17 protein-coding genes are annotated in these 20,500 nt (G+C 72.2%); 6 read left to right on the top strand and 11 right to left on the bottom strand.

Features of this window, described 5'->3' with window-relative positions; genetic code table 11:
- The first annotated feature begins 9 nt into the window (after window positions 1-9).
- The gene (locus tag VB059_RS00130; protein WP_323419988.1) at window positions 10-363 is read left to right on the top strand and encodes a GNAT family N-acetyltransferase; all 354 of its coding nucleotides are present in this window, start codon (window positions 10-12) and stop codon (window positions 361-363) included.
- 113 nt (window positions 364-476) lie between these two features.
- On the opposite strand, the gene VB059_RS00125 is transcribed toward VB059_RS00130, so the two are convergent.
- Both VB059_RS00125 and VB059_RS00120 read right to left on the bottom strand, forming a co-directional pair.
- Complete coding sequence (locus VB059_RS00125) at window positions 477-1,298, bottom strand: DUF5808 domain-containing protein (RefSeq protein WP_323419987.1); 822 nt, start codon at window positions 1,296-1,298, stop codon at window positions 477-479.
- Window positions 1,295-1,630, bottom strand: coding sequence for a PadR family transcriptional regulator (locus VB059_RS00120; RefSeq protein ID WP_323419986.1), 336 nt, complete (start codon window positions 1,628-1,630; stop codon window positions 1,295-1,297). Before VB059_RS00120 ends, VB059_RS00125 begins: the two co-directional genes overlap by 4 nt.
- Window positions 1,631-1,728: 98 nt before the next feature.
- On the opposite strand from VB059_RS00120, the gene VB059_RS00115 reads away from it, so the two are divergent.
- Entirely contained in the window at window positions 1,729-2,568 is an 840-nt protein-coding gene (locus tag VB059_RS00115; RefSeq protein WP_323419985.1) for a YhfC family intramembrane metalloprotease, read from the top strand.
- 106 nt (window positions 2,569-2,674) lie between these two features.
- Complete coding sequence (locus tag VB059_RS00110) at window positions 2,675-5,104, top strand: nitric-oxide reductase large subunit (protein ID WP_323419984.1); 2,430 nt, start codon at window positions 2,675-2,677, stop codon at window positions 5,102-5,104.
- 179 nt (window positions 5,105-5,283) lie between these two features.
- Here the strand turns inward: VB059_RS00110 and VB059_RS00105 are convergent, their stop codons facing one another.
- The 4 genes from VB059_RS00105 to VB059_RS00090 all read right to left on the bottom strand — a co-directional run bounded on the left by VB059_RS00105 (window position 5,284) and on the right by VB059_RS00090 (window position 10,641).
- Window positions 5,284-6,972, bottom strand: a complete 1,689-nt coding sequence (locus VB059_RS00105) for a DHA2 family efflux MFS transporter permease subunit (protein WP_323419983.1) — start codon at window positions 6,970-6,972, stop codon at window positions 5,284-5,286.
- Window positions 6,969-7,754, bottom strand: a complete 786-nt coding sequence (locus tag VB059_RS00100) for a PadR family transcriptional regulator (protein ID WP_323419982.1) — start codon at window positions 7,752-7,754, stop codon at window positions 6,969-6,971. The genes VB059_RS00105 and VB059_RS00100 overlap by 4 nt, the downstream gene beginning before the upstream one ends.
- Before the next feature lie 281 nt (window positions 7,755-8,035).
- Window positions 8,036-9,883: a cation:proton antiporter gene (locus VB059_RS00095; protein WP_323419981.1), complete on the bottom strand. Its 1,848-nt coding sequence runs from the start codon at window positions 9,881-9,883 to the stop codon at window positions 8,036-8,038.
- Window positions 9,884-9,969: 86 nt separating this feature from the next.
- Window positions 9,970-10,641, bottom strand: coding sequence for a 4a-hydroxytetrahydrobiopterin dehydratase (locus tag VB059_RS00090; protein WP_323419980.1), 672 nt, complete (start codon window positions 10,639-10,641; stop codon window positions 9,970-9,972).
- 444 nt (window positions 10,642-11,085) lie between these two features.
- Between VB059_RS00090 and VB059_RS00085 the strand changes: the two genes are divergently transcribed.
- Window positions 11,086-11,547, top strand: coding sequence for an NUDIX hydrolase (locus VB059_RS00085; RefSeq protein ID WP_323419979.1), 462 nt, complete (start codon window positions 11,086-11,088; stop codon window positions 11,545-11,547).
- A gap of 47 nt (window positions 11,548-11,594) precedes the next feature.
- Here the strand turns inward: VB059_RS00085 and VB059_RS00080 are convergent, their stop codons facing one another.
- Both VB059_RS00080 and VB059_RS00075 read right to left on the bottom strand, forming a co-directional pair.
- A complete protein-coding gene (locus tag VB059_RS00080) occupies window positions 11,595-12,578 on the bottom strand; it encodes an aminodeoxychorismate lyase (RefSeq protein WP_323419978.1) in 984 nt (327 codons plus the stop codon).
- Between the two features lie 9 nt (window positions 12,579-12,587).
- Window positions 12,588-13,571 carry an aldo/keto reductase gene (locus tag VB059_RS00075; protein WP_323419977.1) on the bottom strand — a complete coding sequence of 328 codons (984 nt, stop codon included), beginning with the start codon at window positions 13,569-13,571 and terminating at the stop codon, window positions 12,588-12,590.
- A gap of 257 nt (window positions 13,572-13,828) precedes the next feature.
- Here VB059_RS00075 and VB059_RS00070 point away from each other — a divergent pair, with 257 nt between their 5' ends.
- Window positions 13,829-16,258, top strand: a complete 2,430-nt coding sequence (locus tag VB059_RS00070) for a heavy metal translocating P-type ATPase (protein ID WP_323419976.1) — start codon at window positions 13,829-13,831, stop codon at window positions 16,256-16,258.
- A gap of 89 nt (window positions 16,259-16,347) precedes the next feature.
- Here the strand turns inward: VB059_RS00070 and VB059_RS00065 are convergent, their stop codons facing one another.
- Window positions 16,348-16,809 carry a GNAT family N-acetyltransferase gene (locus VB059_RS00065; RefSeq protein ID WP_323419975.1) on the bottom strand — a complete coding sequence of 154 codons (462 nt, stop codon included), beginning with the start codon at window positions 16,807-16,809 and terminating at the stop codon, window positions 16,348-16,350.
- Window positions 16,810-17,030: 221 nt separating this feature from the next.
- Complete coding sequence (locus tag VB059_RS00060; RefSeq protein WP_323419974.1) at window positions 17,031-18,344, bottom strand: phosphodiester glycosidase family protein; 1,314 nt, start codon at window positions 18,342-18,344, stop codon at window positions 17,031-17,033.
- A 176-nt stretch (window positions 18,345-18,520) separates the two neighbouring features.
- Here VB059_RS00060 and VB059_RS00055 point away from each other — a divergent pair, with 176 nt between their 5' ends.
- Window positions 18,521-19,930, top strand: coding sequence for a HAMP domain-containing sensor histidine kinase (locus VB059_RS00055; protein WP_323419973.1), 1,410 nt, complete (start codon window positions 18,521-18,523; stop codon window positions 19,928-19,930).
- Here the strand turns inward: VB059_RS00055 and VB059_RS00050 are convergent.
- Window positions 19,897-20,500 (bottom strand): response regulator transcription factor (locus VB059_RS00050; RefSeq protein WP_323419972.1); only part of this gene is annotated, 604 nt, incomplete at its 5' end. The two genes, VB059_RS00055 and VB059_RS00050, sit on opposite strands and share 34 nt — an antisense overlap.

Raw genomic sequence — 20,500 nt, 5'->3', positions numbered from 1 at the left:
GCTCGCCGCATGAGTGACGACGCCGATGGCATCACCCTCGAGTCCGACCCGCAGGGGCAGCAGTACGTCCTGCGTGACGGCGACAAGCTGATCGGGCAGCTGGCGTACGCGCCGTACGGGCCGGACGGCACGGTCCGGGTGCTCTACCACACCGAGGTCGACAAGGAGTACGGCGGACGGGGGCTCGCGGCCCGGCTGGCCGCCGTGGCGCTCGACGACGCGGTGGCCCAGGGCCTCACCATCGTGCCCTGGTGCCCCTACATCCGCGCGTACGTCGGCAAGCACCCGCAGTACGGGCCGCACGTGGCCCCGGTGACCGCCGAGTACCGGTCGGTCGTCCCCGAGGAGTACTGGGAGGCCTGAGCTGGACTCAGACCTGACCCGGACTCGGAGGCCTGACCGGCACAGGCTCGCCACGCTCGGTGCGGGCCATGACCGCCGCCGGCCACGGCTGGATGGCACCGGACCGGGTGCGCTCAGCGGCGCACCGCCCGGCCGACCGCGGCCTTCACCGGACCGTACGTGGCGGCCCACCACAGCACCGTGCCCAGCGGCAGCCCCCACCAGCCGGCCCACCGGGGCCGGGTGCCGTCCGGGCGCAGACCGCCCGGTGCGGCGGCGCCGATGGTGGCGAAGAGCGCACCGTAGGCCGGGGCCACCAGCCGCTGGCGGGCGGGTAGCCCATCGTCGCCGCCGAGCGCGACCAGGATGCCGGCCACCGCGCCGATGCTCGCGGCCCCCGGGACATCCGCCCAGGCCCGCCGGCCGGTGAACCCCAGCCGGCGACGCTGCGCGATCGTCCCGACCGTGGCCACGGCGGCCGCCCCGACGCTCAGCCAGGCCAGCGCGCGGGCCCAGCGTCCCGGGCCCGCGATCGCCTGCTCGAGCAGTTCGTCGTCGAGGTCGTCGGGGTTGAGCAGGCCGAGGCGGGCGGCGATCGCGCCCATGTTGAGGGCCCAGCCGATGCCGAAGACGTGCGGCACCACGACGTGCGGGTCGGACGGGTCGAACGTCGCCGCCATCCGCTCGAGGACCCCGGCGGTGAGGGAGTTGGGGATGCCGAACACCGTCTTCAGCGGGCGCTCGGTGCGCAGTTCCTCGTCGAGCTCGGCGGCGTACGCGCGGGCCGAGCCGAACGAGGCCACCGCCGCGGCCGACGGGTCGTCGGGTCCGTCGTAGCCGGCGGCCGTCTCGCGCAACGCGGCCTCGAGGTCGGCCAGCGCCTGGCGCCGGGCGTTCCCCCGGGCCCGCAGGTGCCGGGCGACCTCGTCGACGTAGGTGGAGATCGGGTCGGTCATCGTGATTCCTCCCTGAGCAGGGTGTCCATCGCCGCGACCACCTGCCGCCAGGCCGCCGCCTGGTCGGCGAGCTCGGTGCGGCCGGCGTCGCTGAGCGTGTAGTACTTGCGCGGCGGTCCCTTCGGCGACTCCCGCCAGGTGGTCCCGACCAGGCCCGAGTTCTTCAGCCGGGTGAGCAGCGGGTAGATGGTGCCGGTGGTGGCCTCCAGCCCGGACAGCCCGGCGAGACCCTCGACGATCTCGAACCCGTACGACGGAGCACGGTCGAGCAGGGCGAGGACGGCCAGTTCGAGAGCGCCCTTGCGCAACTGGGTCAGGTGGTCGGCGCGCATACCTATATTGCATTGCAAAGTACCCGGTCGTGTCAATACGCTGGAGACACCCGGATCCCTCGACCGGGTCCGCGCCACCGATCTCCCCGGAGAGTGCCATGGTCCCCGTTGCCTCGCTCGTGTTCCTGGTCGTCGACGTCATCATCTGCTTCGGCATCCCGCTCGGCGGGCTGGCCTGGCTGGCGACCCGGCGGACGCCGGACGGCGCCGCGCGGTACCCCGCGGTCGGCCGGGCCTTCCTCTGCGGCATGCTCGCCTTCGCCGCCTCCCAGCTGCTCACCCGGCTGCCGTTGATGGCCGTGGTGGTGCCCCAGCTGCCGCACCCGGTCGCCGCCTTCCTGCTGTCCGGGCCGGTTGCCAGCTACACCGCCGGTCTGTTCGAGGAGACCGGCCGGCTGGTGGTGATGGTGCTGCTGCTGCGCCGTTTCCACCGCTGGGTCGACGGCGTCGCGTTCGGCCTCGGGCACGGCGGCCTGGAGGCGATGGCGCTGGTCGGCCTCACCTTCGTGTCCGATCTCGTGATCGCCGTGATGATCAACACCGGTGGGTGGTCATCCCTCGCCGCCGCGCTGCCCGCGGACCGGGCGCAGCAGATCCGCGACGTGATGACCGGCACGGCCCCGACGACGTTCCTGGCCGGCGGGGTCGAGCGGATCGGCGCGATCGGCGTCCACGTGGCGCTGTCGGTGCTGGTGCTGTGGGGGGTGCACCGGTCCCGCAAGCTGCTGGCCTGGGTGCTCGCCGTGGTCCTCCACGGCACGGTGAACCTCACCGCGGTCCTGTTGGCCGGCGCGAAGGTCAACCTCTGGTGGATCGAGCTCGCCGTGCTGGTCCTCGCGGCGGCACTGCTGGCGCTGGCGGTACGCCTGCGCCCGGCGTTCGCCATGCAGGTGGCCCCCGATCTGCGGCGGATGCCGCCCCCGGTGCCCCCGGTGTGACAAGACCCACAGCGCGATCGCCCGGTGGCGGACGTCAAGTGTCTTGCCGCGGGGGACCTGTCTGCGATATTAAATACGGCATACCCGTATTTAAAGGAGTCCTCCGTTGTCGACCGTCCGGGATCTCAACCCACCACCCGCGCACCAGCGTTCCCTGAACCGCCGTGATCGGCGATGGTGGACCGCACTCGTCCTCGTCGTCGTCTCGTCCTTCGCCGTGCTGCTGTTCCTCGGCGACCAGATCCGGATCAGCAAGCCCCCGATCCCCGCGAAGGTGGTCGACGCCAACGGCGCCGTCCTGATGACCGGCGCGGACATCACCGAGGGCCAGCGGATCTGGCAGTCCATCGGCGGCCAGGAGATCGGCTCCGTCTGGGGTCACGGTGCGTACGTCGCGCCGGACTGGACGGCCGACACGCTGCACCGCGAGCTGACCTACGTCCTCGACCAGTACGCCCGGAAGGAGGGGGCGGCCTCGTACGACGCCCTCGACGCCGAGCGACAGGCCGCACTGAAGGCCCGTCTCAAGGCCGACATCCGCACCAACACGTACGACGCGACGACCGACACCATCACCATCGACCATTTGCGGGCCGAGGCCTGGAAGCTCAACTCGGCGCACTTCGCCCAGGTCTTCGCCCAGGGCAACGAGCGCTACGCGATCCCGAGCGGCACGCTGACCGACTCGACGCAGCTGCAGCAGATGAGCGACTTCTTCTGGTGGAGCGCCTGGGCGGCGGAGACCAACGCCCCCGGCCATGACGCCACCTACCTGCAGAACTGGCCGCACGAGCCGCTGATCGACAACGTCCCCACTCCGACCAACGTGCTGTGGAGCATCATCAGCTTCATCCTGCTGCTCGGCGGCATCGCCGGCATGGTCTGGTACCACAATTACCACGCCGATGACGAGGAGGCCCCGTCCGCCGACGAGGTGCCGGAGCGCGACCCGTTGCTCGGCTACCGGGCCACCCCGTCGCAGCGCGCGACGATCAAGTACTTCTACATCGTCGGTGCCCTGTTCGTGGCGCAGATCGCCGTCGGCATCATCAGCGCCCACTACGGCGTCGAGGGCGGCTCGCTCTACGGCATCCCGATCGACAAGATCCTGCCGTACGCAGTGACCCGCACCTGGCACACCCAGCTCGGCATCCTGTGGATCGCCACCGCCTGGCTCGCCACCGGTCTGTACGTCGCCCCGGCCGTCGGCGGTCGCGAGCCGAAGTACCAGCGGCTCGGCGTCAACGTGCTGTTCTGGGCGCTCATCGTCGTGGTGGCCGGCTCCATGGTCGGCGAGTGGCTGTCGATCATGGGCTACATGGGCCACGGTCTGGCGATCAACTGGTGGCTCGGCACCACCGGCCAGGAGTACCTCGACCTGGCCCGGGTCTGGCAGATCGGCCTGTTCATCGGCCTGTTCCTCTGGTTCTTCCTGGTCGCCCGCGGGATGTGGCCGGCGGTCCGGCGGGCCCGCCGTGGCGAGGTCAACCGGCCGACCGAGACCGCGCCGCTGGCCGCCGGCGGGCAGCGCTCGCTGATCGTCATGCTGCTGCTGAGCTCCCTGGCCATCGCCAGCTTCTTCGGCGCGGCTTTCGGGATGTCCGACGGCGGGCACCTGTCGATCCAGGAATACTGGCGCTGGTGGGTCGTCCACCTGTGGGTGGAGGGCTTCTTCGAGGTCTTCGCCACCACGGTGATCGCCTTCCTCTTCGCCCGGCTCGGCCTGGTCCGCGCCCGGACGGCGGCCACGGCGACCATCTCCTCGACCGCGGTCTTCCTGGCCGGCGGCATCATCGGCACCGGCCACCACCTGTACTTCACCGGGTCGAACGACCTGCTGATGGCCTGGAGCGCCGCGTTCAGCGCCCTGGAGGTCGTCCCGCTGGCCCTGGTCGGCTTCGAGGCCTTCCGGCACCTGCGTCTGCTCCGGGTCAGCGAGTGGGCCGTGGGCTACAAGTGGGCGGTCTACTTCTTCGTCGCCGTCTCCTTCTGGAACATGCTCGGTGCCGGCATCTTCGGCTTCCTGATCAATCCGCCGATCTCGCTGTTCTACGTGCAGGGGCTCAACCTCACGCCGCTGCACGGCCACGCCGCCCTCTTCGGGGTGTACGGCATGCTCGGCATCGGTCTGATGCTGTTCTGCCTGCGCTCGCTGATGCCGAGCCGGGAGTGGAACGACAAGGCGATCGCCGTCGGCTTCTGGGGGCTCAACATCGGCCTGCTGATGATGTGCCTGATGTCGCTGCTGCCGCTCGGCCTGGCGCAGGCGTGGGCGTCGATCACCCACGGCCTGTGGTACGCCCGCAGCTCCGACTTCCTCTACACCCCGGTGCTGACCGTGCTGCGCTGGCTGCGCACCCCGGGCGACATCGTCTTCACCATCGGCGGGCTGTCGATCGGTGTCTTCATGGTCGGCCTGCTGTTCGGCTGGTCGGTCCGGACGTCGGGCGGCGAGCAGATCAGCGGCTCGGTCTTCAACCAGCTCCACGACGAGGAGGAGGTCACCGTCGGCGCCGGTGCGGCGTCGGAGGAGTGACCCGCTCCCACCCCTTGCACACCGAGCGGCCCGCACTGGGGGGGGGGCCGCTCGGCTGTGGTCGTGTGTTTTGCGCGTCGTCCGTGTGCCGGGTGGTACCCGCTCCGGAGCATTGCCTGCTGCGGGTCGTACGTGCTGCGGGTCGTACGTTCCCGCGGGGTCGTACGACCCGGCGGGCCTCAGCGGAGCGGGCGGTCCATGTGCTCGGCCGGCGGCTTGGCGAAGAACAGAGCCGCCACCAGGCCCAGCAGGATCACCCCGGCGCCGAGCAGCAGCGACTGGCCCATCGCGGTGGCGAACGCGTCGTGCAGGAACACCGGCAGGGTCCCGGAGAAGCCGTCGGTCGACATCCCGGCCGGCACGGCGGCGCGCTGGGCCGGCGGCAGGGCCGCCACCGTCCTGGTCATCTGCACCTGCAGGCGGTCCGACATCACCGCCGCGATCGAGGCCGATCCGAGCACGCTGCCCATCTGCCGGGTGGTGTTGTAGACGCCCGAGCCGGCGCCGGCCAGCCGCGGCGGGAGGTTGCGGGTGGCGGTCATCGACAGTGGGCCCCAGATCAGGCTGTTCGCCAGGCCGAGCAGCGCCAGCGGCAGCAGGAACATCCAGATCGGGGTGTCCACCTTGGTGATCGACCAGGCCCAGACCTGCGACAGCGAGAAGAGCAGGAAACCGAGGACGGCCAGCCACTTCGGGTTGACCCTGGTCTGCAGCTTGCCGGTCACCGGTGCCAGGCCGCCGGAGAGCAGGGCCATCGGGATCATCGTGAGAGCCGCCTGGGTCGGGGTGAGCCCCCTCACCTCCTGGTAGTAGAGCATCAGCGGGAACGAGGTCCCGACCACGCAGAAGCCCATCACGGTGATGGCGGCGTTCGCGGCGGAGAAGTTGCGGTCCCGGAACAGTGCCAGCGGCACCAGCGGTTCGCGGGTGTTGACCGCCTGCCAGACGACGAACAGCCCGAGCACCACCAGGCCGGCGCTGATCAGCCCCCAGACCGACACCGGGATGTGCGTGTGCAGCCCGCCGACGGTCAGGTCGGTGGTGATGGCGCCCCAGTGGTAGGTGTTGCCCTCCTGGATGCCGAACACCAGCAGGAAGGTGCCGATCGCGCTGAGGGCGACGCCCAGCCAGTCGAACCGGTGCGCATGCACGGGCAGGACCGGCACCAGCCGGACGGCGGCGAGGAAGCCGAGGACACCGATCGGCACATTGATGAAGAAGATCCACTCCCAGCCGAAACCGTCGGTGAGCAGGCCGCCGAGCAGCGGGCCGACCAGCATCGCGACCCCGGCCGTCGCACCCCACAGGGACATCGCCTGGGCGCGTTCCTTCGGCGGGAAGAGCCGGGTGATCACGGCCATCGTCTGTGGGGTCATCAGGGCGGCGCCGAGGCCCTGGACGACCCGCCAGGCGATCAGCGCGCCGGCGGTGCGGGACAGGCCGCAGGCCAGCGAGGAGATGGTGAAGACGGCCAGGCCGATCAGGTAGAGGTTCTTGGGGCCGTAGCGGTCGCCGAGCCGGCCGGTGATCAGCAGTGGCACGGCGTACGCCAACAGGTAGGCGCTGGTGACCCAGATGGCCGCGTTCAGTGTGGTGTCGAGGCCGGTGATGATGTGCGGCATCGCCACCGACACGATCGTGGTGTCGATCAGGATCATGAAGAACCCCACCACCAGCGCGACCAGGGCGCGCCAGGCGTCCCGGGTGGAGACGCCGTGGTCCTCGACCTGCAGTCCGGCGGCGCCGGGGCCGAGGGTGCCGGTGCTGGTGGCGTCGGAGCCGGTGGCATCGGGGGCGGTGGAAGTGGCGTCGGAGCCGGTGGCATCGGTGCCGATCGGTGCGGCCTTCTCGTCACGGGTGGTGCTCATGGCTGCTCCTCAGGATCGGAGGGGGTGGACGCGGCAGTGGCGTACGCGGGCACGGGGGTCTCCGGTGCCGGCGCTCCGGGTGCCGGGTTGTCGGGTGGCGCGGGTGCCGGGGTCTCCGGCGGTCCGTACCCGGACGGTTCGGGGGGCCCGTACAGGGACGGGTCGTAGTAGGGCGAGCTGCTGAGCGGCCGCTCCGGCAGGGCGCCCGGACCGCGCGGCGGCGCGGCGGCGCCCCAGCTGACGGACCCGTCGACGATCCGCCCGGCCAGCGTCCGCAACCAGCGGGTCTCGGCGAGCAGGAGGGTCGCCTGGTAGTCGAGATCGAGCGTGAACCGCTCCGGCAGACCGCGGTCGGCCACGTACGCCAGGGCCCCGATGAGCAGCGCGTGCTCGGCCTCGAGCCGCTCGGCGCGGACGGTCAGCAGCTCGACGGCGCGTTCGGCGCTCAGTTCGTGCAACTCGGCCACCGCGCACGGGAAGCGCGGGTACTCGTACACCGGTCTGGAGACCCATTCGTCGACGGTGGCACGCAGTGCGGCCCGGCCGGCCTCGGTGATCCGGTAGGTGGTCCGCTCCGGCCGGTTGCCGCAGCGGTCCGTGCCGCACGACGCGAGGAGCCCCTCGTCGGCCAGCCGGCCGATCGCGTGGTAGAGCGTGCCCGGGCGGACCTTGACCACCCGGTCCTCGCGGCGCTGCAGCATGAGCTGGTACACCTCGTACGGGTGCGACGGGCCCTCGTGGAGGATTGCCAGGGCCGAGAGCTGCAGCGGTGTGAGGGGCATCGGGTCTCCTTCCGGGGGTGCGGGCTCGTGGCCGTGGCCTTGTTGACCTCGTGGGCCTGTTGACCTCGTGGCCTTGCGGGTGCCGCGTGGGATCGCCGTCCGGTGCGGGTGCTCCCGTGGCGACCGTTCTGTGGTCGCCGTCACACCATAGGTGTTCCGTGCCAACTATTCCAGCTGGAGTATTGCGGCATGGACCAGCCCTGGGTCGAGCCGTCGGGGCAAGCATCGCCCTGCAGCCACATTCCAGTAGCCACGTCCCGGGACCGGATCCCGGGGTCTGCTCAGTCGGAGATCACCTGGTCGAGGTAGCACCAGCGCCAGGACTCGCCCGGCTCGAACGAGCGCATCACCGGGTGCCCGGTCGCGTCGAAATGCTTGCGGGCGTGATTGCCGGGGGAGGAGTCGCAGCAGCCGATGTTGCCGCAGGTCAGGCACATCCGCAGGTGCACGGGCGTCAGGCCTTCGCGCTCACAGTCGGGGCAGCCGGTGTAGGAGTTGGGCACCGCGCAGTCCCTGGCCTCTTGCAGATGGAGGCACGGCTCGGCGATGCTGTGCACGGCGAGGGCGCCGCGGACGGCGTCGCCGCGGTCGACCAACCGCTGGGTCATCACGTCCTCGAGATCGAGCACGTTCAGCACCTCGGAGATGACGGTCTGGTCGGCGCGGCCCTCGTCGCGGATGTCGAGGATGACCTCACGCTCGCGGTCCAGTGCCACCCGGCGCAGCCGGCGGTGCGCCGCCTCGGGCGTCTCGAGCTCGGCGCCGGGCCGGCCGAGCCGTTCCCACAGATTGTTGAGCCGGTGGGTGGTCTCCGCTCTCAGCTGCGCGACGGTGTCCCGGTCCTCCGGGTGGGCCGCCTCGTCGACCGCCGCGAGCCCGGCCGCGGTCGCACGCTGCAGGATCATCGCGGACTCGATCGCGTCCTCGCGGACATCCGGGCCGCGCAGCCGCAGGGCGCGGGCGAGCGGCGGCAGGGTGAGGCCCTGGACCAGCAGGGTGCCGATCGTGACGACCAGGGCGATCAGCACCAGCACCGGACGCCCGGGGGTGTCCAGCGGCAGGGTGAGGGCGGCCGCCAGGGTCACCACGCCCCGCATCCCGGCCCAACCGAGGACGAGCGTCTCCGCCCAGGGCCGGGCCCCGCGGCGGACCAGGAACACCCCGGTGACGAGCAACCAGACCAGCCGCAGCAGGATGACCGCTGCCAGGGCGGCCAGGCAGACGGCGATCACCGTGCCGTGGCCGGTGTCGGAGGTCCATGCGGCGGCGACGATCTCCTGGGTCTGCAGGCCGATCAGCAGGAACACGGCGTTCTCCAGCAGGAACTGCAGGGTGTGCCAGTTGATCCGTGCCGAGAGGCGGGCCTCGGCCGTCTGTTCGCGCTGGGCCCGGTGCCCGAGCACGATCCCGGCGACCACCACGGCGAGTACCCCGGAGCCGTGCAGGAGCTCGGTGAGGGCGTACGCGGTGAACGGGACGAGGAACGACAGACCGACCGTCATCGCGGCGTTCTGCAGCCGGCGGAAGAACAGCCCGGCGAGCCGGGCGACACCGAGGCCGATCGCGACGGCCAGCACGACGGCCCGGCCGAAATCGAGCGCCACCGCGCCGGCCGAGAGGGCCGCGGTGAGGGCCAGTGTTGCGGAGCGCAGGCTCACCAGGGCGGTGGCGTCATTGACCAGGGACTCGCCCTCGAGGATGGTGACCACCCGGCGGGGGAGGCCGACCTGGCGGGCGACCGCGGTGGCGGCGACCGCGTCGGGTGGGGCGACCACGGCGCCGATCGCGAACGCCGCCGCCCACGGCACGCCGAGCATCGGCCGGACCACGAGGGCCACCCCGACCATGGTGAACAACACCAGCCCGATCGACAGCCAGCCGATCGAGGTGATGTTGGACCTGAAGTCGGCGAGTGGGGTGTTGACCGCCGCGGCGTAGAGCAACGGCGGGAGCAGCCCGACCAGCACCAGCTCCGGCGACAGCGCCGGGACCCGCACGAACGGCAGCACCGATCCCACGATCCCGACCAGGATCAGGGCCAGCGGTGCCGATATCCGCAGTCTGTCGGCCCACCACGTCACCACCAGCACCACGAAGGTGAACAGCGTGACCGTGACGACGATCTCCATGCGCCGATGGTAGGGGGTGCGGTGTCCGTGGGCCGTGGCCGACGGTTCGGCGGCGTCGACCCGCGATCGGGGCCCGGCCCGTTCGGTCAGTCCGGGTCGCGGCCCTGCCAGGTGCACAGGCACGCCTCGTTGCCCTCGGGGTCGGCGAGCAGCCAGAACGCCGGCGCGTGGGCGTCGCTGACCAGCCGGCCGCCGGCTCCGAGGGCCGCGTCCAACCGGTGCTGCAGCTCATCATGGGCCACCCAGACGTCGAGGTGGATCCGGTTCCGCTGCGGGCGGGGGGCGTCCATCTGCTGGAACCAGACCGCCGGCCCGAGCCCGTCCGGGTCGGGCAGGGCCAGGTCGCTCTCCTCCGGGGAGTCCACCACCGACATCGGTCGGCCCAGCACGGCCGCCCAGAACGGCCGGACGGCCGGCCGGTCCAGGGCATCCACGCCGACCTCGACGACAGTGAGCCGGTGGTGGTCGGGTTGCACGTCGCGCGCGGCGAGCAACCCGCTGATCCGGGTGGCGAGACGTACGTCCCGGTCGGTGATCGCGCCCACGTCGTGGCTCGCGACGGTCAGGTGGACCCGGGACCAGCGGATCTCGATGTCGGGGTGGTGGTTGAGCGTACGGGCGATGTCGGCCACCTCGGTGACGAACTCCAGCGCCCGGTCGAAGTCGCCGAAGTCGGCGCTCAGATGCAGGCGGTCGGTGAGGAGCCGCCAGCCGGGTGCGGCGACGCTCGCCTCGCGGTTGGACAGTACGGTGCTCATGGCAGGTCCTTCCTCGTCGGGCTCATCGCAGGTCCCTCCTGGCCGGGCCGTGATGGGCGGGCCGCGGCCGGCGTCCGGCGGACGGCTGCTGTCCGCCGGACTCGCGGCCGCTGCCTCCATGGTCACCGTTGCGCCCCGGCCTGTGAACCCCTCCGCCGCAGCCCCTCCGCCGGCGGACCCGTCCGCCGGCAACTCCTTCGGATGAGGGTGACGCCTCCGGACGCGGACCAACCCTCCGTACGTGGGCGGGCCGCTTCCGCCCGCATCGCCGCACCTGACGGCGCGGACACCTGCGTTCGCGCCAGCCCCTGTGTACGCGGGTGGGGGCTGACGCGGCATGCTGGGTGCATGACCGACGCCAATGCCGCGCCCCTCGCAGGCTCGGGCCCATCGGGGTCAGGCTCGGGGTTACCGGGGTCAGGCTCGGGGTCACCGGAGTCAGCGATGTTCGTTCCGCAGGAGATCCCGGTCTCGGCCGGAGCGATCATCCTCGATGACCGGGGGCGGCTGCTGATCCTCAAGCCCACCTACAAGGCGGGCTGGACGATCCCCGGCGGGATCATGGAGGCGAGCGGCGAGACCCCCTGGCAGGCCTGCCGCCGTGAGGTCTTCGAGGAGGTCGGGCTCGTGGTCGAGGCGGGCCGGCTGGTCTGTGTGGACACCCGCCCGGCCCACGACGGTCGCAAGCTCGGCCTGCGGTTCCTCTTCCACTGCGGTGCCCTGCGCCCGGAACAGGCCCTCGGCATCGTGATCGACCGGGTGGAGATCGAGGACCACCGCTTCGCCCCGCTCGACGAGGCGCTCACTCTGTTGCGCAAGCCGGTCCGCCGGCGCGTACGCCGCGGTCTGGACGCCCGCCACTGCGTCTACCTGGAGAACGGGCGCCCGGTCGACGGGGTCGGCTGAGCGCACCTGCCACCGGCCGGAGCCGGCGATCCGGACCGGGCCGGGGATCAGAAGCCGGCCCAGCCGGCCACCTCGGCGGTCAGCGCCGGATCGTACGGCAACGGCTCACCGTCCAGGTCGAGCACCGGGCACACCCCGCGGACGGTCGAGACCAGCCAGGCGCCCCGCGCGGTGAGCAGGTCGGCCGGCCGCAGTAGTTGCGCGACGGTCCGCCGGCCGGCGCTCGTCGCGGCGGCCATCAGGGTGGCGACCGTCACCGACTCCAGGACCCCGGTGTCCCCGGTGGGCACCGAGACCAGCTGGTCGTCGCGGGCGACGACCAGTCCCGAGGTCGGCCCCTCCAGCAGGTAGCCGTCGGTCGACACGAACAGCACGTCATCGGCCCCGCGCGCCGTCGCTTCACGCTTCGCGGCGACGTTGACCCCGTACGACAAGGTCTTGGCGCCGCCCAGCAGCCACGGGGCGGCGGCGAAGACGTCCGAACGGTAACCGCGGCTCAGCGTCACCACGCGCAGCCCGCGCCGGGCCCGCTGCTGGGCGGCGGCGTCGACCGTGGTGAGCAGCAGCAGGCCGGTCGGTGTCCCCGGCCGGTGCGCGGCGCCGCGGGTCCAGATCAGCTTGAGGCTCGCCTCGCCGGGCTCGGTCCAGGCGGCCAGTGCCTCGGCCACCAGCCCGCGCCAGGCGGACAGGTCGGGCGCCGGCAGGCCGAGCAACGCCGCCGAACGGGTGAACCGGGCCAGGTGCCGCTCGAGGTGGAGCACCCGGGCGGTCCCGTCGTGTACCACCCGGCAGGAGTCGAAGCAGCCGTCGCCACGGGTCAGGCCGGCGTCGTCGGCGTACAGCACCGGGACGTCGGGATCGACGATCCCGCGCCCCAGCACCGCGACCAGCTCCCGTGGCTCACGGCTGTGCTCCTGGCGACCGGAGCCGCGTCCTCGCGGCGGACTGCTGCGCTGCTCGGGCTCCGAGCCGCGCTGCTCGGGCTCCGAGCTGGGCCCCTGGGGCGGGCTGCCGGGCTGCTGCTGGCTCATGGCCGGCCCCTACTCGTGCCCTTCCGGGTGCCGTGCCGTGTAGGGGGCCTCCAGCCGTTCGATCTCCTCGGTGCTCAGCCGCAGGTCGATCGCCGCGATCGCGTCGTCGAGCTGGTCGGGCCGGGTCACCCCGACGATCGGGGAGGTCACCGCCGGCTTCGACATCACCCAGGCCAGTGCCACCTGCGCCATCGACACCCCGCGGGCCTGCGCGATCTGCTGCACCACCCCGATGATCGCGGCATCGGAGTCCGGGTTGTGCGCGTACATCCCGGCCCGGACCAGCCGATCGGTGTCCTGCCGCGGCGTGTGGTGGCCGAGCGGATGCGCCAGCTTGCCGCGCGCCATCGGCGACCAGGGGATCACGCCGACGCCCTGGTCGAGGCAGAACGGGTGCATCTCCCGCTCCTCCTCGCGCGTCAACAGGTTGTAGTGGTCCTGCATCGAGACGAAGCGGGTCCAGCCGTTGAGGTCGGCGGTGTACTGCGCCTTCGCGAACTGCCACGTCCACATCGAGCTGGCGCCGATGTAGCGGGCCTTGCCGGCCCGCACCACGTCGTGGAGGGCTTCCATCGTTTCCTCGATCGGGGTGTCGTAGTCCCAGCGATGGATCTGGTAGAGGTCGACGTGGTCGGTGCCCAGCCGGGTCAGGCTCGCGTCGATCGCGCTCAGGATGTGCTTGCGGGACAGCCCCTTGTCGTACGGCCCCGGGCCCATCGGGAAGAACACCTTGGTGGCGATCACCACGTTGTCCCGGCGGGTCAGGTCGGCCAGCGCGGCGCCGAGGATCTCCTCGCTGCGCCCCTGGGCGTACATGTCGGCCGTGTCGAAGGTGGTCAGGCCCGCCTCCAGGGCCCTGCGGATCACCGCACGGCTGTCGGCCTCACCCATCGCCCACTTCTGCGGGCCCTCGCCGGGCGTGCCGAAGCTCATGCAGCCGATGGTGACGGGGCTGACACGGAGGCCCGAGTCCCCGAGCCGGATCTGGTCCATCGTCGTCTCCTCCCATGGGGGTACGTCGCTGCTGCGGAGTCTAGGCGGCACCGCTGACATCCGCAGCGGAAGCGCCGGCGAGCACAGGACCAGGGGGAGGTGCCGGCGGGAAGGGGACAGGCGGCGACAGGTGCGGCGTACGCGCCCGACCGCGCTCGCCACCGGCATCCTTTGCCACCGGGATCCCTCGGTACCCGATTCCACCCTTCACGTCATATACCCCCCAGGGGTATGATGAAACCGTCGAGAGGAACGCCATGGCCACTCAGCCCGACCCTCGCGCGGCGGTCAGCGTCATCGATCCGGTCTGCGGGATGACGGTCGACCCCACCACGCCCCACCGCACCGTCCATGATGGCCGTACGTACCACTTCTGCTCCGACGGGTGTCTGCGCCGCTTCGAGGCCGATCCCGCGGCGTACGTGGCCCACCTCGCGGACACGTCCGCCGCCCGTGCCGACGCCGGCGGGGACCACACCGGCCACCGGGACCACGCCGGGCACCGGGACCACGCCCGACCGGAGGACGCCGGCCATCCGCGCCGTGCCCGGGCGGACGTCGAGTACACCTGCCCGATGCACCCGGAGATCCGCCGGCCCGGGCCGGGCAGCTGCCCCAGGTGCGGCATGGCACTCGAACCGGTGGTGATGACGGCCGCGTCGGGGCCCAACCCCGAGCTGGTCGACATGCGCCGCCGGTTCCGGATCGGTGCCGCCCTGGCCCTGCCGGTGCTGCTGCTGTCGATGCTGGTGCCGCTCGTCCCGGCCCTGCACGGCGTGATCCCGCTGGGAGTGTCGCAGTGGATCCAGTTCGTCCTGGCGACCCCGGTGGTGGTGTGGGCCGGCGCGCCGTTCTTCGCCCGGGGCGCCCGCTCCCTGGTCACCCGCGAGCTCAACATGTTCACCCTGATCGCGCTCGGCGTCGGGGCGGCGTACACCTACAGCCTGGTCGCTCTGCTGGTTCCCGGCGCGTTCCCGGCCTCCTTCCGTACCCCCGAGGGGCTGGTGGAGGTCTACTTCGAGGCCGCCGCCGTCATCACCGTCCTGGTCGCGCTCGGCCAGGTGCTGGAACTGCGCGCCCGCGAGCAGACCTCGGGGGCGATCAGGGCCCTGCTCGACCTCGCGCCGGCCACCGCCCGGCGCCTCGCCCCGGACGGCACCGAGGAGGAGGTGCCGCTGGACCGGCTGGCGGTCGGCGACCTGGTCCGGGTCCGGCCGGGGGACAAGGTGGCCGTCGACGGCATCGTCGAGTCGGGACATTCCGCGGTGGACGAGTCCCTGGTGACCGGCGAGTCACTGCCGGTCGAGAAGTCGGTCGGTCAGCGGGTGGTCGGCGGCACGCTGAACGGCAGCGGTGCGCTGGTGGTCCGCGCCGAGACGCTGGGGGCCGACTCGATGCTGTCCCGGATCGTCGCGATGGTGGCCGAGGCGCAGCGTTCCCGCGCCCCGATCCAGGCGCTGGCCGACCGGGTCTCCCAGGTCTTCGTGCCGGCGGTGATCGGCACCGCCGTCCTCGCGGGGATCGTCTGGGCCGTGGTCGGCCCCGTCCCCCGGTTGCCGCACGCGCTGGTCGCGGCGGTCTCGGTGCTGATCATCGCCTGCCCGTGCGCCCTCGGTCTGGCCACGCCGATGTCGATCATGGTCGGCGTCGGGCGCGGGGCCCGGTCCGGGGTCCTGGTCAAGGATGCCGAGGCCCTCGAGGTGACCGAACGCGTCGACACCCTCGTCGTCGACAAGACCGGCACCCTCACCGAGGGCCGCCCCACCGTCACCCGCGTGCTCGCCCTGGCCGGCGCCGACGAGCGGACGGCACTGCGGCTGGCCGCCGCCGTCGAGCAGGCCTCCGAGCACCCGCTCGGCCAAGCCGTCGTCGCCGCGGCGAAGGACGCCGCGCTGTCCCTGTCCCAGGTCACCGACTTCGGGTCGGAGCCGGGCGGCGGCGTCCGCGGCACCGTGGACGGCCACCTCGTCGCCGTGGGCAACGCCACGTACGCGCTCGGCGACGGGACCGACAACGTTCGGGGTGAAGACGACGGGACCGAAGGCGATGGGACCGACGAGCTGCGGGCCGACGGCGCCACGGTGGTACACCTGGCGGTCGACGGCCGTCCGTACGCTGTCCTGGCCATTGCCGACCCGGTGAAGCCCACCACCCCGGAGGCGCTCGCCGCGCTGCGCGCCGACGGCATCCGGGTGGTCATGCTGACCGGTGACAACCGGGCGACCGCCGAGGCCGTGGCCCGCCGGCTGGGCATCGACGAGGTCCGCGCCGAGGTGCTGCCCGAGCACAAGAGTGAGGTGGTCAAGCAGCTCACCGCGCAGGGCCGGGTGGTCGCGATGGCCGGCGACGGCGTCAACGATGCGCCGGCCCTGGCCGCTGCGGCCGTCGGGATCGCGATGGGCACCGGCACCGATGTGGCGATCGAGAGCGCCGGGGTCACCCTGCTGAAGGGCGACCTGAACGGCATCGTCCGGGCCCGGCACCTGTCGCACGCGACGATGCGCAACATCCGCCAGAACCTCGTCTTCGCGTTCATCTACAACGTGATCGGCATCCCGATCGCGGCCGGTGTGCTCTTCCCGGCCTTCGGGGTGCTGCTGTCGCCGATGATCGCCGCGGCGGCGATGGCGCTGTCGTCGGTCAGCGTCATCACCAACGCCTCCCGGCTACGCCTGGCGAAGATCTGAGCGGCGCCGATCGGCGTCCCGGCCGGGGAGATCGCCCCGGCCGCCCACGGCCGTCGGCGACCGCCGGCCGGCACGGGTCAGGGGTGCGGTCAGAACTTGCGACGCATGTACGAGCGGCCGAGCTTGCCGTCGCGGGCCGGGACGAAGGAGGTGAAGCCCTCGCTGGCGTAGAGCCGGCGGGCGCGGGCGTTGTGGCATTTCATGTCGAGCCACATGCCACGGCTGGCGTACGTCTCCTTGGCGTAGTCGACGATGTACTGCACGAAGAGGTGTCCGAGGCCCTTGCCCCGGTGCGCCGGATCGATCACCATGCGGCGGAGCTCGATGTCGCCGCCGTCGAGGACGCCGGCCAGAACGGCGTAACCGGCCAGGTCGTGGCCGTCGAAGAGGAGAAGATGTTCCTGGTCGGGATCGGCCAGCGACGCCTCGTGGTAGTCGCGGCCTGTCGGACCGAGCCATTCAGCCGTGTCCGTCGACTTCTCCAGGCGAAGAATCGCCTCGATGTCGCCCTCCGTCGTGTGTCGGACGGTCAAGGGCAGGGTAAGTGCCATGAGCACGATGATGACACCGTAACGTCGCCGCACCAACTCGATGGCCCACGGTTGCCTGTGGAGACTCTGAGTGTTTCGTGCCGGTGTGGTATGGGCCGGCGGGTCGTACGGCTGACGCCGGTCGACCCCATCGGTGCCGGGCCGCGGCTCCCGGTGCGGCGCTCACCCGCGCGCCGTCACCAAGCCGTCAACCGCGGTGCCACCGCCGCATCATCGCAGCGTCACCGTGGCATCACCGCCACGAAGTCGCGGCTGGAGGGCTGCAGATAGCGGTCCGCCGCGGCGGTCTCGTCGTCGGTGAGCTTCTTCGGGACGGCGGGCGTGGACGACCCGTGGGTGTAGGTGATGAAGCTGGTCCAGTCCTTGTTGATGTCCAGCTGCATCGCCTCGACCGCGCCGGCGTCGTGCAGGATCTGGGCCAGCGCCCCGACGGTCAGCGACGGCCCGAGCACGACCACCGTGGAGCCGTCCGCCCGGGTGCCGACACCACTGCGCCACACCGCGGCCGCATTGCCGACCGTCTTGCCCCAGACCGCGGCGCTCGGGTCGGAGACCTCCTGGCTGACCCGGCCGTCGTGCACCAGCGGGATGAGGTTCTGACGTACGGCCGCGACCCCCTCGCCGGGGTCGCCACCGGGCCACGTCATCACCTTCAGCGAGCCGTTCGTCCCCAGCACCATCGACGCGGCACCGGCCTGCAGCGGGGCGACGGTGTGGCCCGCCTGCCAGTAGCCGCCCTTGGCGTCGGACATCTTGAAGCCGCTGTTGAAGCTGGCCAGCACCGTGCCCGCCGCCTGCCCGGTGAGCTGGCTGGACTGGCCGGCGACCGGCCCCGGCTCCTTCGTGCCGGGGTGCAGGACGAAGGAGTTGAGCTTCGGGTCGAGCCAGACCGCATGGACCACGTAGGAGGTGTGCACCGCATCGGGGCGCAGCGAGGTGACCATCGCCGCGGTGTCCCCCTTGGCCGAGTAGAGCGGTCGCCATTCCCCCTCGCCAGGCAGCGCCGGGCCCGCCTGGGACGGGATGGTCGCCGGCCGGGCGGTCTTGGTGCGGACCGTCGCGCTGGAGCCGACCTCGAGTGCGGAGGCGTCCGGGGCGCCGCCCGACTTCGGCGGGTCGAGCTGGTACTGCCACTGTTCGAGCAGGGTGATGACCCCGCCCAGGTAGTGGTCCCGGGCCCATTCGGCCACCCGGGCGGCCGTGGTGTCGGTGCCCGGGGCCGCCAGCGCCGACCCCAGCGACACCGAGGTCCACAGCACGACGGCCACGAGCAGGGCGGCGGGGGCCGCCAGCCAACGCCGCTGCCACCATCGGTGCGTACGCCTCGCGCGGCGCCCGGCCGGGATCCCGCGCCTCCCGGGGGCCTGGTGGGCCTCGCGGGACCAGACCGAAGCCTGCGGCCCGGGGAACGTCCCCCGTGCCCCGGTGGCCTCGCGCGACGGGGCGGGCGCGCGGTGGGCGGGTCCGGTCTCGTGCGAGGGCAGCAGGGCGCGGCGGGGATGCGGGGAGAGAGGGTCGGAGACGAGATCGGGCACAGGGGTCCTTCCGGGAGCGACAGACCGGGCGTCGTCACCCCGAACCCCGGCCAGCGGATCACCCACCACCCTGCCGCCCTCCGGTGAGAGGAGGGTGAGAACGCTGTCCCTCGTGCCATTGCGGCGCTTAGGCTGGCCGACGCGGACCGTGCGCAGGGGTCCGTACAGGAGGACGGATGGTACGCGGTGTGCCCGGCATCGGCATGCGGGTCAAGCTCGCCGCCGCCACGATGGCGATCGTCGGCATCGCCCTGGTCGTCGGCACCGGCATCGTCAGTCTGGCGCTCTACACCGCACTGATGTCCTCGGTGACCAAGGAGGCCACCGGCCAGCTCACCGCGGTGGCCGACCTCGTCGGCCGTGAGGGGGTCGACGGGCTGAGCGGTGAGAACGGCGCCGCGGTGACCGTAGGGGTGACCGTGCAGCTGATCGGCGCCGACGGCGCGACGGTCTACTCCTCGGGTGGCGCCACCGCCCTGACCAGGGCCCGGCCCGCCGTCGGCCTGGTCGTCCTGGAGGGGGCGACCCCGCTGCCGCAGCCGACCGACGACCCCGGTCTGGTCGTCGCCTCGACCGGCGTGGCGTACGGCGACCAGCGCGGCACAGCCGTCGTCGGTGTCTCCCAGGACTCCCAGTACGAGGCGGTCCACACGGTCCTCAAACTGCTGCTGGTCGGCACCCCGCTGATCGTCATCGCCGCCGGTGTCGTGGCCTGGTGGCTGGTCAGCCGGTCGCTGCGCCCGGTCGAGGCGATCCGGACGACGGTCGAGTCGATCTCCTCGCGCCACCTCGACGCCCGGGTGCCGATCCCCACGGTCGACGACGAGATCGGCCGGCTGGCCCTGACGATGAACGCCATGCTGAGCCGGCTCGAACGCGGCCGTCAGCAGCAGAACCAGTTCGTCGCCGACGCCAGCCACGAGTTGCGCTCGCCGCTGGCCAGCCTGCACACCGCGCTCGACATGGGCACCGCCGACCCCACCGGGCGACGCTGGCAGGACCTGGCCCCGGTGATGTCGACCGAGACCCGGCGGATGGAGCGGCTGGTCGACGACCTGCTCACCCTGGCCCGGGGGGACGCGGGGATGGTCACCGCCAGCCGGTGGCGTGACGTCGACCTCGACGATCTGGTGGTCGAGGAGGCCCGCCGGCCGCGCAGCCCGGGGCGGGTCGAGGTGGCGTTCGAGGTCGAGCCGGCCCGGGTCCGCGGCGACCGGCTGCAGCTGGTCCGCGTGCTGCGCAACCTGGCCGACAACGCCGTCCGGGCCGCGACCGCGCGGGTGGTCCTGTCGGTGGAGACCGAGGACGGCCACGCCGTGCTCAGGGTGGAGGACGACGGCCCGGGGATCCCGCCGGAGGAGCGGGAACGGGTCTTCGAGCGGTTCGTCCGGCTGGACCCCGCCCGCACCCGCGACGAGGGCGGCAGCGGGCTCGGGCTGGCGATCGTCCGCGAACTCGTCGCGAGCCACGGTGGCACCGTCGCCGTCGACGCCTCCGCGCTGGGCGGGGCCCGGTTCACCGTACGGCTCCCGCTGGACAGCCCGGAGCCGGCTCAGCCCGCCGGCGGGCTGTCGACCAAGCGGTAGCCGACACCGCGGACCGTCTCGATCGAGTGCCGCGAGAACGGCTCGTCGACCTTGCGGCGCAGGTAGCTGACGTAGACCTGGATGATGTTGGTGTCCCCGGCGAACTCCGGGTCCCACACGCTGTCGAGGATCTGCGACTTGGTGACGACCTGGTCGCGGTGACGCATCAGGAACTCCAGCAGTGAGAACTCCTTGGCGGTGAGCTCGATCTCGGTCTCCTCGCGCCACACCCGGTGGCTGCCGGGGTCGAGGGAGAGGTCCCCCACGGCCAGCACGGTCGGTCGCTCCGGGGCGCCGCGACGGATCAGCGCGCGCAGCCGGGCGACCAGCACGACGAAGTCGAACGGCTTGGTGAGGTAGTCGTCCGCGCCGACGTCGAAGGCGTCCACCTGGTCGTACGGCCCGTCCTTCGCGGTCAGCATCAGCACCGGGGTCCAGACCTGGCGGGCCCGCATCCCCTTGACGATATCGTAGCCGTTGAGCGCGGGCAGCATGATGTCGATCACCGCGACGTCGTACGTGCCCTCGGTCGCCATCCACAGACCGTCGCGGCCGGTGGGCGCGCCGGCG

This window comes from Raineyella sp., from assembly GCF_034933565.1.
In the GTDB taxonomy this organism is placed as follows: domain Bacteria; phylum Actinomycetota; class Actinomycetes; order Propionibacteriales; family Propionibacteriaceae; genus Raineyella.
This window is presented reverse-complemented; position numbering and strand designations above follow the sequence as displayed.